This window comes from Burkholderia stabilis (genome assembly GCF_001742165.1).
Taxonomy (GTDB): Bacteria; Pseudomonadota; Gammaproteobacteria; order Burkholderiales; family Burkholderiaceae; genus Burkholderia; species Burkholderia stabilis.
Genome location: NZ_CP016444.1, coordinates 310,631 through 324,727, shown reverse-complemented (window position 1 = coordinate 324,727; position 14,097 = coordinate 310,631). Strand labels below are relative to the sequence as shown.

Here is a 14,097-nt window from a genome sequence, read left to right as displayed (position 1 = left end):
TGTTCGGTCGTGTTCGGATGGGCTATCTGCTGGCCGAATCGGCCCGGCTTCGCGAATGGACGAAATTCGCGTCAGAAGGCCTGGGGCTTCACGTCGATACCCCCGATCCACGCGTGGTCGCATGCCGCATCGACTCGCACGACCGGCGTCTGATCATCCGTGCCGGCACGGCCGAAGATGTCATTGCCATCGGATGGCAGCTCGACGACCGCGAGGCGCTCGAGCTTGCCGTCGCACGAATCTCCGCTCGCGGGGTGCGTGTAGAGGAAGGGAGCAAGGAAGAAGCGGCCCTGCGCGGCGTGAAGCGATTCTGGTTCTTCGCCGGGCCGAAGAAACTGCGCACGGAATTGTTCACGGAACCGGTCATCAGCGATCTCCCCCTGCGCATGCGTGCGACGGGTTTTGTGACGGGCGCGTCGGGAATGGGGCATGTCGCTGTCACGACCCGACAACCGGAGGTGATGCAGCAGTTCTGGAAAGACGTGTTCGATGCGCGTCTTTCCGACGAAATCGAAGACAGGATGCAAGGTCTGAATCTTGACTTCGCGTTCCTCCGATTCAACGAACGACATCATTCGTTCGCGACTGCATCGACACGCGGGATCCGCCTGAATCCGCTGCGCACGCAGATTCACCACATGAATCTTCAATGCGCATCCCTCGACGATGTGACGCAAGCCTACCTCAGGTGTCGTGCGATGGGCTATCCGATCGCGAATGCAATCGGCCAGCATCCCAATGACCGTGAACTCTCGTTCTACGTTCAGACGCCATCGGGCTTCGAGATCGAGCTCGGCTGGAACCCGATCGTGGTCGATGAACAAACGTGGCGTCCGGCGATTTATCGAGGCATCAGTCTATGGGGCCATCGTCCGGAAAACCTGAGCCTTGGCGTGCGGCTGGGGCGCGTGCGTCACGCGCTTGCATCGCTGACGCGTCCGGAATTTTCTGTACAAGGAGAACGGTCATGAACGGAGCGCATCCGAATGATGCGTGCGATGTCGCGATTGTCGGATTGGGGCCGACCGGCCTCGTTCTCGCGCACATGCTCGGCCAGGCCGGCCACCAGGTCGTCGTGCTGGAGCGCGAACCCGTGTTCTACGGTAACGCGCGAGCGGTATACACCGACGACGAGTGCATGCGGATTTTCCAGCATCTCGACGTGGCCGACGAGATCCAGTCGCGGATGATGATGGAGACGCCCGTCCAGCTCGTGCGGCGCGACGGCACGCCGATCACGCAATATATGCCGCGCAAGCGTCCGTTCGGCTGGCCCGTGATCAACTTCTTTTACCAGCCGTACCTGGAAACGACGCTGGCCGAGACGCTCGCACGTTATCCCAACATCGACGTGCAACGGGGCCGCGAAGTCATTGACTTCGCTCAGGACGCCGACGGCGTGAGCGTGACGCATCAGGCGACGCGCGAAGCGCGGTTCAGCGACAGTCACGATGCGCGCACGCGCGTGGAAGGCGATCCCTGTACCAGAACCCTGCGGGCGCGCTATCTGGTCGGCGCCGACGGCGGCCGGAGCATCGTTCGCACGAAGCTCGGGATCGAGATGTCCGGCAAGAGCTTCCCCGAGCCATGGCTCGTCGTGGACCTCGAACGCAAGCCCGGAACGGACGCGTTGCGTCATCTGCCGTACTTCAATTTCGTCGTCGACCCGAAACTGCCGGTCGTGAGCTGCGTTCAGCCCGGAAAATTCCACCGGTTCGAATTCATGTTGATGCCGGGCGAAACGAAGGAAAACATGGAGCGGCCGGAGACGGTCCGGAAGTATCTGTCGCTGTTCGTCGATCCCGATCAGTTCGTGATCAAGCGCAAGCTCGTCTATACGTTCAACGCGCTGATTGCGTCGAAGTGGCGGGTCGGACGCGTGCTGCTCGGCGGCGATGCCGCTCACATGACGCCGCAGTTCATGGGGCAGGGTGCGAGCTCCGGCGTACGCGACGCGTACAACCTCGGCTGGAAGCTCGATCTCGTCTTGCGCGGCCTCGCGGCCGACACGCTGCTGGACACGTACCAGTCGGAACGGCATGCGCATGCGAAGGCGATGATCGACACGTCCGTCCTGCTCAAGAACGTCGTATCGGCACGCAGTCTGTCCGCCACGCTGGTGCGGGACACGTCCCTCGGCATCATCCGGGCCATACCGCCGCTCAGGCGCTGGCTCGAGGGGGGCGGCTTCAAGCCGATGCCCGTCTATCGAAAGAACGCATACCTGGGGTTGCCGCGCCGTCGCCGACGTGGCCCGGAGGGCGCGTTGATTCCGCAACCCGAGGTGCGCCTTTTCAACGGTGACCGGAAGAAACTGGACGACCTGCTCGGTCACGGCTTTTCGCTGATCGGATTGAACGTCGATCCCTCCCGCTGCATGGACGATGTGTCGCGGGCAACGCTCGGCGCACTGTCGGTACGCAGCGTGACGATGTACGCGTATGGCGGGCGCCCGCAAGGGCTCGAAGGCGTCAATCGGGACAACCTGATCGACGTCGCCGAAGTCGAGGATATCGGTGGCGAGATGATCGCGTGGTTCAACAAGGCGGGGTTCAAGACGCAGGCCGTTGCGGTACTGAGACCCGACCGCTTCGCCTTCGCCGTCGTTCCCGTCGGCGAGCTTGACAGGACCATTCGCCAACTGCGGGAGCGTCTCGGGTTCGGGGCCGGCGCAGGCGATGGATTCGCCCGCATGTCAAAGACCGCACCGGCTGCCGCGCAAGCGGCCTGACCCACGATTTCATATTTCCGCCATGTCTCATTCATTCGACCCGGCAGCCGTTCAGGCGGCTGCGCAAGCATTACGCGATGCACGTGAATCACGCACGCCGATCGACCCGATTGCCACGCGGTTCGGCATTACAGGTCTCGACGCGGCGTATGCCGTCTCGGAACTCAACACCGCGGCCCGGATCGCGGACGGCCGACGCATCGTCGGCAAGAAGATCGGCCTGACGTCGATCGCTGTTCAGCAGCAGTTGCGCGTCAACCAGCCCGATTTCGGCGTGCTGTTCGACGACATGGAGTATCTCGATGGCGACGAGGTGCCCCTGAGCCGCCTGATGCAGCCGAAGATCGAGGCGGAGGTGGCGTTCGTCGTCGGACGCGACATGGCCGATGAAGCGCCGAGCTACGGGCAGGTCCTGTCGGCGCTGGCCTGTGCGCTGCCGGCGCTCGAGATCGTCGACAGCGCCATCTCGGACTGGCGCATCGCGCTCGAGGATACGGTGGCCGACAACGCATCCTGCGGTCTCTACGTGCTCGGCAATCAACCGGTGTCGCTCGGTGGAATTTCCCTCGGGGAGCTGGGCATGTCGATGACGCTCGACGGAAAGACCGTATCGACCGGAACGGGTGCCGCATGCCTCGGCCATCCGTTGCGGGCCGTGTACTGGCTGGCCCGCATGATGGCGCGGCGCGGGCAGATGTTGCGTGAGGGCGACGTGATCCTGTCGGGTGCGCTGGGTCCGATGGTGCCGGTCGGCGCCGGAGACACGATTCACGCGCAGATCGGTGCGCTCGGCAGCGTCAGTTGCCGTATCGGATGAGGGCGAGATCGATGAGCATCAAACGGAAAGTCGCCATTATCGGCAGCGGGAATATCGGTACCGATCTGATGATCAAGATCCTGCGCCACGGCGAACATCTCGAGATGGGCGCCATGGTGGGAATCGATGCGGCGTCGGACGGGTTGCAGCGCGCGGCACGCCTGGGCGTCGCGACGACGCATGAAGGTGTCGAGGGGCTGGCCCGCATGCCCGTGTTCGACGAGATCGACATCGTGTTCGATGCGACGTCTGCCGCGGCGCATACGCAGAACGATGCGTTCCTGCGCACCGTCAAGCCCGGCATTCGCGTCGTGGACCTGACGCCGGCCGCGATCGGACCGTATTGCATTCCGGTTGTGAACGGGGAGCGTCATCTCGACGCGTTGAATGTCAACATGGTGACGTGCGGCGGCCAGGCCACGATTCCGATGATCGCGGCGGTATCGCGGGTCGCGAAAGTGCACTACGGCGAGATCGTCGCGTCCATCGCCAGCAGGAGCGCCGGGCCCGGCACGCGCGCCAGCATCGACGAATTCACCGAGACGACATCGCGGGCGATCGAAGCGGTCGGCGGTGCCGTGAAGGGGAAGGCGATCATTGTGCTCAATCCCGCGGAGCCGCCGCTGATGATGCGCGATACGGTGTACACGCTGAGCGACTTCGCCGATGAACGCGAGATCGAGGCATCGGTCGCCGGGATGGTCGAAGCCGTCCAGTCGTATGTGCCCGGGTATCGACTGAAACAACGTGTCCAGTTCGATCGTATCGAGGCCGAGCGGCCGATCCGGATCCCTGGCGTCGGCGAGCGGATGACCGGCCTCAAGACCTCGATCCTGCTCGAAGTCGAAGGGGCCGCGCACTACCTGCCGTCCTATGCGGGCAACCTCGACATCATGACGAGTGCAGCCAAGGCCGCGGCAGAACGGGTCGCGGCCCGTCTCGGGGCCAATCAACGATGAGTGCCTACCCGATGGACAAGAAGCTCTATATCTCCGACGTGACGTTGCGCGACGGCAGTCATGCCATCCGTCATCAGTACAGCCTCGCGCAAGTGACGGAGATCGCCGCCGCACTCGACGCAGCCGGGGTCGATTCGATCGAAGTCGCGCATGGCGACGGACTGCAAGGCAGCAGCTTCAACTACGGATTCGGCGCGCATACGGACGTCGAGTGGATCGAGGCCGTGGCGAGTGTCGTCACGCACGCGAAGGTCGCGACGCTGTTGCTGCCCGGAATCGGCACCATCCATGATCTGAGGGCCGCATACGACGCGGGTGCGCGGATCGTACGCGTCGCGACCCACTGTAGCGAAGCCGATATTGCCCGCCAGCATATCGAGTACGCACGGGCGCTCGGGATGGACGCAGTGGGTTTCCTGATGATGAGCCACATGCAGACGCCTCGCGGATTGGCGGAGCAGGCAAGGTTGATGGAGCGTTACGGCGCCACCTGCTGCTACGTGGTGGATTCGGGCGGCGCGATGAACATGAACGACGTCCGCGACCGGATGCGGGCATTCAAGGACACGCTGAAGCCCGAAACACAGACGGGGATCCATGCGCATCACAACCTGAGCCTGGGTGTCGCGAATTCGATCGTCGCGGTTGAAGAGGGCTGCGACCGGATCGACGCGAGTCTTGCCGGCATGGGAGCAGGCGCCGGCAATGCGCCGCTCGAGGTGTTCGTCGCGGCGGCCGATCGACTCGGCTGGCGGCATGGCACCGATCTCTACCGTCTGATGGACGCCGCCGACGACATCGTGCGCCCGCTCCAGGATCGCCCGGTGCGGGTCGACCGCGAGACACTCGCGTTGGGTTACGCCGGCGTGTATTCGAGTTTCCTGCGTCACGCGGAACGGGCTGCAGCGAAATATGGGCTCAAGACCATGGACATTCTCGTGGAGCTGGGCCGGCGCGGCATGGTGGGCGGACAGGAGGACATGATCGTCGACGTCGCCCTGGACCTCCTGCGCGCACCTGGGACGGCACACGACGCGTCATCCGCCTCGATCTAGGAGCCCGGTGTTCATTCGGCCTGACGAAGCGAACGGGATGCTGAAATTTAATTCGGACTGTATATCATTTTCAATTCAAACTGGAGAATAGGGTGAGCCGTATCGACGTTCATCATCACTTTGTTCCACCCGTATATCGAGCCGCCATGTCCCGGCGAGGCCTGACAAAGGTTGCGGGCGCCGATCTTCCCGCCTGGACCGAAAAGGAATCGCTCGCGGTGATGGACGCTCATGCCATACGAGTCGCGTTGCTGTCGATCTCGGCGCCAGGCGTGTATTTCGGCAATCTCGATGAAGCATGTGCGCTGGCGCGAGGGTGCAATGAGTATGCCGCTGAACTGCGTCAGCAATACCCCGATCGTTTCGGATCGTTTGCGGTATTGCCCATGCCATTTACCGATCATGCGTGCAAGGAGGCGATTCATGCACTGGATGTGCTTGGCGCAGACGGTATCGTCCTGTTGGGAAGTACCGAGGGGCGCTTTCTGGGCTCGCCGGAATTCGACGAACTGATGGCCGAGCTGGACAGGCGCCAGGCGGTTGTATTCGTGCATCCGAACCTGCATCGGTCAAGCGAACAGCTCGGGTTGATCGCGCCGGGCTTTTTGATCGAGTTCCTGTGCGACACGACGCGCGCCGCGCTGAACCTCATCCTGACCGGCACGATGGAGCGCTACCCCAATATCCGCTGGATTCTGGCCCATGCGGGCGGCTTCGTTCCGTATGTCGCGTGGCGTCTGTCGCTCGCCAATCTTCTCCCGGAGTTCGTATCCAGCATGCCGGCAGGCATGCTGACCTATATCCGCAGATTCCACTTCGACACGGCGCTCTCTCCGGCCGACTTCCCACAAGCGGCGTTACGCGAATTGGTCGATCCGTCCCAGGTGCTGTTCGGCAGCGATTTCCCGTTCGCGCCTGCACCGGCGACAGCGATGCAATGCAACACGCTGGAGCATTCGAATGTTTGGGATGCCAACGCGCGCGCGATGATCGAAACAGGTAATGCTCAGCGGTTGTTTCCCCGCCTGGGGGCTTACCCAAAGGCGCGCCCTCGAATCGTGCTGATCCGCTGACGGCCCTGAAGCGGGCTGCTGCTGTCACGAGTGTGCGCGTGATCAACAAACTCAGAAATCGTTGACCGATATTCCGATTTGTTTCGCGGCGGAATATTCGGGAACTGGCGGGCTCCCCGCCGGTTCCCGAATGACGAATCCTGCACCACTGGAAATACCTTTATAACAACCTCTGGAGGCCATATGAAGCATACGAGCGCGGCAGTTCTGTTGTCCCTATTCGTCACTTCTTCCGTGCACGCGCAATCTGCAGGACAGCTCATGATCAATGCAGGTTGGTTGCACATGGCGCCTCAGGATTCCAGCGAGCCGCTGACGGTCAATGCGCTCGGCCGGTCGAACACGATGGCCGGAAGCGGAGCGACCATCTCGGATGCCGATACGGTTGCGCTCACGGCGACCTACTTCGTGACCGACCATATTGCCGTGGAGACGATCGCGGGCGTTCCGCCGAAACTCCATCTCACCGGCACGGGAACGCTAGCGGGACTCGGGGAGTTGGGAACGGCGCGAGCCTGGAGCCCCGCGATCATCGCGCAGTACCATTTCGGCGCGCCGTCGGCACGTTTGCGGCCGTATGTCGGTGCGGGGATCTCGTATGTCTGGTTCAACAGCATTGACCTGAGCAATCCGGTTGCGTCCGGCAAGTTCCTCTACTCGCCGTCCGTTGGCGCGCGCCTCGAAGGGCCTACATCGGTCTCGCTGAGCAAGTCCTTTGCCCCGATTCTCAATGCAGGCCTCACCTACAATATGGATACTCACTGGTCCATTGGCGCTTCGTTTGCATACGCGTGGTTGTCCACAAAGGCGACCCTCACGACGCGCGCGCCGGTCGGGACCGTCACGAGCACGACACGGCTAAAGATCAATCCGATCATGACCTTCGTGTCGCTGGGCTATCGCTTCTGATTCGTACAACGCGTACCAGCAGGGCCACTTCCTGACGCGGCCGATGATGAAGTGGTTCTGGGACGTCTATACGAAGAACGAAGCGCAACGCAACGAGATCTACGCGTCGCCGCTGCGCGCGAGCAGCGCGCAGTTCGACGTGCTGCGTGACGAAGGCGAAGCGTACGGCCGCAAGCTCGACGCGGCCGGCGTGGACGCGACGACCACGCGCTACGACGGCACGATTCACGATTTCGGCTTGCTGAACGTGCCGGCCGACGATGCGCCGACGAAGGCCGCGACGAAGGCGATGGCGAATGAAATCGAGACGCGGTTGAAGTAACGCGACGGGTTCGCATGCGTGCCGCAAGCGTTGCGGTGCGCGTGTGAACGATGCGGAGGCAGGCGCACGGTCGCCTTTTTTCACATGCAGCCGGTACGCGGGATCGAGCGGTTCGACCCGCGCGTCGCATGCTTGCGCTTCGTCCGCTACTTCCCGTCCCGATTCAACGACATGATCCACTTCGCGAACCGCGCCGCATCGTCGGCCGAGATCGCGTTGGGCGGCATCGTCGCGCTGCCCCATTTCCCGGTGCTGCCTTCGAGCATGCTCTTCTCGAGCTTCGCGACCGCATCGCGATCGTCACGGTAATGCGCGGCGATCGCGCGGAACGGCGGCCCGACCTTCGTCGTATCGAGCGTGTGGCATGCGCGGCAGGTCTGCTCGCTCGCCGACGTCGCGGCGCGACCCGGCGCCGCAACCGTCGCGAGCACGAGCGCGCACAGCAGCGGCGCGGCAAATGGCTTGAACGTCATCGGAGAAAAATCCTTGCGCTGGAACGCGCCGGTCGCCCGGCTGGCGTCGATGAGATGCGATGAAATGAAACGCAACGCGCGCGCCGAGCCGCCTGCAACGGCGGCCGCGGCGCGCGACCCGAACCGGACGGCGGCGCCGTCCGATGCTGCGCGGATCAGCGGGGCGGCCAGGGCTTCGTCGGCTTGCCGAGCACGGGCTCGCCGAGCAGCGGCGTCGACAACGCATACGCGCCGTTCTCGGTGAAGGCCCAGATGATGTTGCGGTCGTACTCGGTGTAGATCGCGAACACGCCCTTGCCGAGCGTATAGGACGGCAGTTCCTTCTCGTCCGCGAGCGCCGGCACGAAATAGCCGGCGATCGTCGGCTTCGCGGGATTCTTCACGTCGTAGATCTGCACGCCCGCGTTGTAGAACGAATACGGAACGATCCCCTGACGCCACACGCCCGGCTGGCCGATCGCGTTCGCGCGCTTCGGCCCGAAGTTGCCACCGCGCTGGCAGAAGCTCGTGAACGGCGCGCCGGCCGGCACGTCGGGCACCGGCAGCTTGGCCGCGACCTTCAGGTGCGCCGGATCGCGCGCATCGACGACGAAGATGTCCTTGTACGGCTCGTAGCAGTCGCGGTTCATCGGGTAGCCGTTCGTGAGCACGTAACCGGTGCGCGCGTACTGGCTCACGTCCGCGTTGTCGAATTCGGTGCCCGCGAAACTCGGCGGCGTGTTCACGTTGCCGAGGATCTTCGGCTTCGCCGGGTCGCTCAGGTCGAACGCATAGAAGCCGAGGCCGCCCATCGCGCCGAAGCCGATCTTGCCGCCGTTCTCCAGCGGTTTCGGCAGGAAGATCGGGTTGCGCGAGCCCATCCACGACGTCCGGTTGCCGGCGCGCGGATTCATCAGGTACGCCTGTTCGTGTTCCGCGTTGCCGAGGATCTGGCCGGGCACCGCGACCTGCGACACGAACACCGGGTTCGCCGGGTCCGACATGTCCCATACCTGGTAACCCGGCGAGTACAGGTAGTTCGGGTATTCGGTCAGTGCGTAGCTGTCGTCCGGCGCGGCGGACACGATCATGTACTTGCCGCCGTAGTATTCGGGCGCGTCGAGCGAGCCGGAGCCCTGCTGCTGGCCGATCGGCGCGTCGGGGTGCCGGTAGTCGGTCGTGCGCGTCGCGATCAGCTTCCACTGGTTCGGCAGCGGGCCGTCCATCTCGTACACGCGGAAGCCCTTCAGCGAGTTGTAGTGGCGCTGCGCGGCGACCTTGTCGGGCTGGTCGATCTTCTCGGTCATCAGCCCGTAGCGGCCGATCTCGAACGATGCGACGAGCACCGGCTTGCCGAGCTTGCGGCTCCACGCGACCGTCGCGCCGCCGAGGTAGTCGTGCACGTTGTTCGCATCGAATGCCTCGCTCGATCCCTTCGGCCCCCAGACCCCGCCTTTCGAGAACACGACCTTGCCGTGCGCGGGATCGGTGACGTCCATGATGCGCAGGTAGTCGCGATCGTGGATGTACAGGTAGCGCCGGCCGTCGAAGTCGACGATGTTGTTCCATGCATGGAAGGGCGAATCGACGCCCGGGTAGAACGCGAGCACCTTGACGTTCTTCGCGTAGCTCTTGTTGTCCCACGTCGTCAGCTCGCCGGGGAAGCGCTGCCCCTGGTGGGTTTCGGGCGTCGCCTTCGGCCACACGAACTGGCCGGTGGCCGGGTCCATCCCGTAGTCGACGCCCGGCTTCAGCGGCACGGGCCGGCGATCGGGCGTGAGGCGCAGCCAGCCGGCGAGATACGGATCGGCGACGGTCGGCGTGCCGGGCGTGCCGGGCGTGCCGGCTGCGGATGCGGATGCGGTGACGGGCGCGCTCGCGTTGGCCGGTGCGTCGGCCGCCGGCTGCGCGGCGGCGGCCAGCGCCGACGCCGCGATCAGGATCGATGCGGCGGCCGGGCGGGCGATTCCGGTGCGGGGCGTGCGTCTGTTGCGTGGTCGAAGCATGAATGTCTCCTTGTCATGACGGGTCGTGGCGTCGCGGGCGGCGGGCATCGCCGGGCGCGGCGCGGGTTCGGAAAATCAGAACGCGTGGCGGATGCCGATCTGGAAACCGGACGGGTTCTGCCCGCCGTCCGGATACACCTGGAAGGTCACCGGATAGGCGACGGGCACGCGGTGCTGGCTCTTCACGTGTGCGGCGCTCACATACAGGTCGGTCCGCTTCGACAGCCCGTAGATGTAGCCGATCACGCCGCCGGTCGCGCTGGAAATGCTCGTGTTGTTGTCGTCGTGACGGTGAACGACGCTCAGGTACACGCGGTTGATGCCGTCGATGTTCCAGCGCGCGCCGATCTGCGCGTCCCAGCCCTGCGAGTTGAACGCGACGTAAGGCGGATACGCGTAATAGCCGTTGTACGTGTGATAGATCACGGTCGGCTCGAAGCCGCCGAAGCGGTACACGGCCGAGAAGTAGTTGTCGCGCGACGAATGGATCTGCGACGAACGGAAGATGTCGCGCGTGTACTGCAGTTCGCTGACCGCGCCGAGGAACAGCGGCCCGTTGCGGTATTCGATGCCGGTGCTGAAGAAGCGCCCGGCGCGCGTGCCATCGCCGAGGCCGGTCGTGATCATCACGCGCCCGGTGAAGCCGTGGAAGGTCGGCGTCTTGTACTGCAGCGCGTTGTCGACGCGATAGGTCGCGTAGAAGAACTGCATGTCGTTGACCATGCTGAAATCGGCCGCCCACGTCGGGTCCGCATAACCGGCGAGCCAGTACGACGGCGTGAACTGGCGGCCCATCGTCACTTCGCCCCAGTCGCCCTTGAGCCCGACGAACGACTGCCGGAACTGCGTCGACTGTACGCCCGTGTTCGCGGCGAACATCGGCTCGATCGTGAACACGGCCTTGTTGCCGCCGCCCAGCTCCTCGACGCCGCTCAGGTTGAAGCGCGAATTGTTCAGACCGCCGCTCGACATCCGCGTGATGTTGCCGCCCGGGCCCGACGAAATCAGGTGCTCGATGTTCAGGTCCATGTAACCCGACAGCCAGATGCGCGACTGGGCGTGTGCGCCGGCGCATGCGAGCAGCATGACCCCCGATGCGATCAGCTTCTTTTTCATTCGGTCTCCAAATAGTCGTCGTTGTTTTCCGGGGCGAGGCGGCGCGGGCCGTGCCGGTTCATGAACCGCGTTTGTGTATACATGAACTGAGAAAAATTATACGCACGGACGTTGATGAATTCGAAGCACTTCTTTTTTATACAAAGCGGCGGTTTGGTTATAGCGGGTTGACCCGGATATGCGCGGCGGTTCGCGTCAAAACAGGTGCCGGATGCCGAGCGCCCAGGTTGCCGCGAGGCCGCTGCCGCCGAGCCGGTCGGTCACCGCGAGCGCGTAGACGTCGGTGCGTCGCGACAGCGTGTAGTCGAGCCCGGCCGCGCCCGTGTTGCGCGTCACGGTCGTGCGTGCCGCGGTGCGGCGCGTATACGCCCATTCGCCGAGCGCCGACAGCCGCGACGTGAGCGGCACCGACACGCCGGCCTCGAACGTGTGCGAGCCGGTATCGGTCGCGGACGTGCGCGTGCCCTGCACCGCGCCGTACAGCGTCACGCGCGGGAACGCGTAGGCGAAGCCGGCGAGGTACGCGTTTTGGGTCGGTGCGGCGGCGCCCGCGACGATCCGCGTGCGCTGCACGGTCGCCACCGCCGTGAGCGGGCCGCTCGCGTAGCGCAGCGACACGCCCGCGTTGGCCGCGCCGTTCGCGCCCGCGAGGCCGCCGGGTGCGTAGACGGCGCTCGCGACCAGGCCGCCGACGGTCGGGCTCGTGTACTGGATCGCGTTGTTCCAGACCGTGTCGCCGGCGATCGTGCCGCCGTACGACGCGACGAAGGTCTGCATCACGAGCGGCGAGAACAGGATCGACGCGCGAAACGGATTGACGGCCTGTTCGGCGAGATAGAGCAGGTTCGTCTGCCGCCCGAGCGTCACGGTGCCGAACGGGCCTTCGAGGCCCGCATACGCGTTGCGCCCCCAGTACGGGTCGGCCGACGTGCGGCCGATGCCGCCGTTGACTGGCTGGAAGAAGCTTTCGAGCACGGCGAGCGCGCGATAGCCGCCGCCGAGATCCTCGGTCACGCGCAGCCCCCAGTACGGTGCGGTGAGCCCGGGGCTCTGCATCGCGAACGCGGCGGGCGGGCCGCCGCTGCGCTTGGTGCTCGCGACGTCGAGCCCGATCAGGCCGTACAGCGTCGCGGACGATTGCGAGTGGGCGGAACGGCCGGCCAGCAGGCCGGCGGCCGCGCAGACGAGCGCGGCGGTGCACAACGATCGGACCTTCATGGCGGCGATCTCCGGAGCGGTGCGCGGCGGCGTGGATCGCGAAACGGCGCGTTCGTGCGCCGTCCGTATCTACGCGGTGCGCACCGCTAATTCGACGGGCAGGCGGGAGAAGTGCTGGGCGAGGCTCGCGAGCAGCGCGTCGCGCTGCGCGAGCCAGGCGGCGGGCGAGCGGCCCGCGACGTGCGGCGTGACGAGCACGTCGGGATGGTCGAACAGCGCGGCCGGCACGTCGGGTTCGTGCTCGAGTACGTCGAGGCCCGCGCCGGCGATGTCGCCCGCGTCGAGCGCGTCGAGCAGCGCGGCGGTATCGAGCACCGAGCCGCGCGCGACGTTGACGACATGGCCGTGCGGCCCGAGTGCGCGCAGCACCGCGCGGTCGACGAGATGCCGGGTGGACGGGCCGCCGTGGCACGCGATCACGAGAAAGTCGCTGTCGGCCGCGAGTTGCACGGGATCGGCGTAGTAGCGGCCCGGCGCGTCGTCGTGCGGGCCGCGCGCGTGATAGCCGATCGTCATCGCGAAACCCTGCGCGCGCGCGACGATCAGCCGGCCGATGCGGCCCATGCCGATCACGCCGAGCGTGGCGCCCGTGAGCGTCGGCCGCGCGCCGCGCGATGCGTGCCAGCGGCCGGCCCGCACCGCGCCGGTGAGCGGCGCGTAGCCGCGCGCGAGCGCGAGCAGCATGCCGATCGCGTGGTCGGCGACGGTCGGTGCATTGGTGCCCGGCGCGTGCGTGACGACGATGCCGCGCCGCGCGGCGGCGGCGAGGTCGACGTTCTCGTAGCCCGCGCCGAATGCGCAGACGATTTCGAGCGCGGGCAGGCGCGCGATGCGCGCGTCGTCGAGCCCGCACGTGCCGTTCGTCACGACCGCGCGGATCGCGCCGGCTTCCGTCAGATCGGCCGGCATCCCGTCCGGGTGGTAGTGGAGCGCGTAGTCGCGCCGCAGCGCGTCGAGCGTCGTGTCGGGCAGCGGCACGAGCGCGAGCACCGCCATTCGCGCGGTCACGGCTGCGCGCCCGCTGCGGCCGGCACGACTTCCTTCACCGCGCCCTTCCAGCCGTTCGACGTGATGTCGAACACGGTGCCGTCGGGCATCCGGTATTTCACTTCGTAGAACACGTTCGGGTCCTGCTCGTGCCGCCCGGTCAGGTAGGTGCCGCCGGCCGCGACGACGCGTTCGGCCGTCGCGTCGACGTCGTCCACCCACATCCCGAAGTGGATCACGCCGCGCACGTCCTTCAGGCCCGCGTAGCCGGGCACCGTTTCGTCCTTGAAGTTCAGCAGCGCGACGTTGATCGTGCCGTCCGTCATATAGATCCCGCGCATCGCGTTGCCCGCGCGGCGCATGCCGAAGGCGCGCTCGAAGAATTGCGCGGCCGCTTCCGGATCGTCGACCGAAAGCGCGATATGGCGAAGCTTGTCCATGGGTGTCCTTGA

At 65.3% G+C, this 14,097-nt stretch carries 13 protein-coding genes and 1 pseudogene; 8 read left to right on the top strand and 6 right to left on the bottom strand.

Annotation, left to right across the window (positions count from 1 at the left end):
* The first annotated feature begins 17 nt into the window (after positions 1-17).
* The 8 genes and pseudogenes from BBJ41_RS34090 to BBJ41_RS34055 form a co-directional block, all read left to right on the top strand.
* Positions 18-971, top strand: coding sequence for a VOC family protein (locus BBJ41_RS34090; RefSeq protein ID WP_236872199.1), 954 nt, complete (start codon positions 18-20; stop codon positions 969-971).
* Positions 968-2,731, top strand: a complete 1,764-nt coding sequence (gene mhpA, locus BBJ41_RS34085) for a bifunctional 3-(3-hydroxy-phenyl)propionate/3-hydroxycinnamic acid hydroxylase MhpA (protein WP_069750734.1) — start codon at positions 968-970, stop codon at positions 2,729-2,731. The genes BBJ41_RS34090 and mhpA overlap by 4 nt, the downstream gene beginning before the upstream one ends.
* Positions 2,732-2,753: 22 nt before the next feature.
* Positions 2,754-3,548 (top strand): 2-keto-4-pentenoate hydratase, encoded by a 795-nt coding sequence (locus tag BBJ41_RS34080; RefSeq protein WP_069750733.1) that lies wholly within the window; start codon positions 2,754-2,756, stop codon positions 3,546-3,548.
* Between the two features lie 11 nt (positions 3,549-3,559).
* Positions 3,560-4,507, top strand: a complete 948-nt coding sequence (locus tag BBJ41_RS34075; protein WP_069750732.1) for an acetaldehyde dehydrogenase (acetylating) — start codon at positions 3,560-3,562, stop codon at positions 4,505-4,507.
* An 11-nt stretch (positions 4,508-4,518) separates the two neighbouring features.
* On the top strand, positions 4,519-5,562 hold the full coding sequence (gene dmpG / locus BBJ41_RS34070) for a 4-hydroxy-2-oxovalerate aldolase (protein WP_069750731.1): 1,044 nt from the start codon (positions 4,519-4,521) through the stop codon (positions 5,560-5,562).
* A 92-nt stretch (positions 5,563-5,654) separates the two neighbouring features.
* Complete coding sequence (locus tag BBJ41_RS34065) at positions 5,655-6,635, top strand: amidohydrolase family protein (protein WP_197680919.1); 981 nt, start codon at positions 5,655-5,657, stop codon at positions 6,633-6,635.
* A gap of 183 nt (positions 6,636-6,818) precedes the next feature.
* Positions 6,819-7,544, top strand: a complete 726-nt coding sequence (locus tag BBJ41_RS34060) for an OmpW/AlkL family protein (RefSeq protein WP_069750729.1) — start codon at positions 6,819-6,821, stop codon at positions 7,542-7,544.
* Between the two features lies 1 nt (position 7,545).
* Positions 7,546-7,866 (top strand): annotated as a pseudogene (locus tag BBJ41_RS34055) (alpha/beta hydrolase fold domain-containing protein); the annotation flags it as partial.
* Positions 7,867-8,012: 146 nt separating this feature from the next.
* Here BBJ41_RS34055 and BBJ41_RS34050 read toward each other — a convergent pair.
* The 6 genes from BBJ41_RS34050 to BBJ41_RS34025 all read right to left on the bottom strand — a co-directional run bounded on the left by BBJ41_RS34050 (position 8,013) and on the right by BBJ41_RS34025 (position 14,085).
* Positions 8,013-8,339: a c-type cytochrome gene (locus BBJ41_RS34050; RefSeq protein WP_069751444.1), complete on the bottom strand. Its 327-nt coding sequence runs from the start codon at positions 8,337-8,339 to the stop codon at positions 8,013-8,015.
* Positions 8,340-8,494: 155 nt separating this feature from the next.
* Entirely contained in the window at positions 8,495-10,324 is a 1,830-nt protein-coding gene (locus BBJ41_RS34045; protein WP_069751443.1) for a hypothetical protein, read from the bottom strand.
* A gap of 75 nt (positions 10,325-10,399) precedes the next feature.
* Entirely contained in the window at positions 10,400-11,440 is a 1,041-nt protein-coding gene (locus tag BBJ41_RS34040; protein WP_069750728.1) for a porin, read from the bottom strand.
* Between the two features lie 195 nt (positions 11,441-11,635).
* Positions 11,636-12,658 carry a porin gene (locus BBJ41_RS34035; RefSeq protein ID WP_069750727.1) on the bottom strand — a complete coding sequence of 341 codons (1,023 nt, stop codon included), beginning with the start codon at positions 12,656-12,658 and terminating at the stop codon, positions 11,636-11,638.
* Positions 12,659-12,727: 69 nt separating this feature from the next.
* Positions 12,728-13,666, bottom strand: a complete 939-nt coding sequence (locus tag BBJ41_RS34030) for a 2-hydroxyacid dehydrogenase (RefSeq protein WP_083282097.1) — start codon at positions 13,664-13,666, stop codon at positions 12,728-12,730.
* Complete coding sequence (locus BBJ41_RS34025) at positions 13,663-14,085, bottom strand: VOC family protein (protein WP_069750726.1); 423 nt, start codon at positions 14,083-14,085, stop codon at positions 13,663-13,665. The genes BBJ41_RS34030 and BBJ41_RS34025 overlap by 4 nt, the downstream gene beginning before the upstream one ends.
* Positions 14,086-14,097: the final 12 nt, after the last annotated feature.

What these genes read in the sequence shown, in the direction of transcription:
- BBJ41_RS34090 (WP_236872199.1), top strand. Translation starts at nt 18, where the DNA reads ATGGGCTATCTGCTGGCCGAATCGGCCCGGCTTCGCGAATGGACGAAA.
- mhpA (WP_069750734.1), top strand. Translation starts at nt 968, where the DNA reads ATGAACGGAGCGCATCCGAATGATGCGTGCGATGTCGCGATTGTCGGA.
- BBJ41_RS34080 (WP_069750733.1), top strand. Translation starts at nt 2,754, where the DNA reads ATGTCTCATTCATTCGACCCGGCAGCCGTTCAGGCGGCTGCGCAAGCA.
- BBJ41_RS34075 (WP_069750732.1), top strand. Translation starts at nt 3,560, where the DNA reads ATGAGCATCAAACGGAAAGTCGCCATTATCGGCAGCGGGAATATCGGT.
- dmpG (WP_069750731.1), top strand. Translation starts at nt 4,519, where the DNA reads ATGGACAAGAAGCTCTATATCTCCGACGTGACGTTGCGCGACGGCAGT.
- BBJ41_RS34060 (WP_069750729.1), top strand. Translation starts at nt 6,819, where the DNA reads ATGAAGCATACGAGCGCGGCAGTTCTGTTGTCCCTATTCGTCACTTCT.
- BBJ41_RS34050 (WP_069751444.1), bottom strand. Translation starts at nt 8,339, where the DNA reads ATGACGTTCAAGCCATTTGCCGCGCCGCTGCTGTGCGCGCTCGTGCTC.
- BBJ41_RS34045 (WP_069751443.1), bottom strand. Translation starts at nt 10,324, where the DNA reads ATGCTTCGACCACGCAACAGACGCACGCCCCGCACCGGAATCGCCCGC.
- BBJ41_RS34040 (WP_069750728.1), bottom strand. Translation starts at nt 11,440, where the DNA reads ATGAAAAAGAAGCTGATCGCATCGGGGGTCATGCTGCTCGCATGCGCC.
- BBJ41_RS34035 (WP_069750727.1), bottom strand. Translation starts at nt 12,658, where the DNA reads ATGAAGGTCCGATCGTTGTGCACCGCCGCGCTCGTCTGCGCGGCCGCC.
- BBJ41_RS34025 (WP_069750726.1), bottom strand. Translation starts at nt 14,085, where the DNA reads ATGGACAAGCTTCGCCATATCGCGCTTTCGGTCGACGATCCGGAAGCG.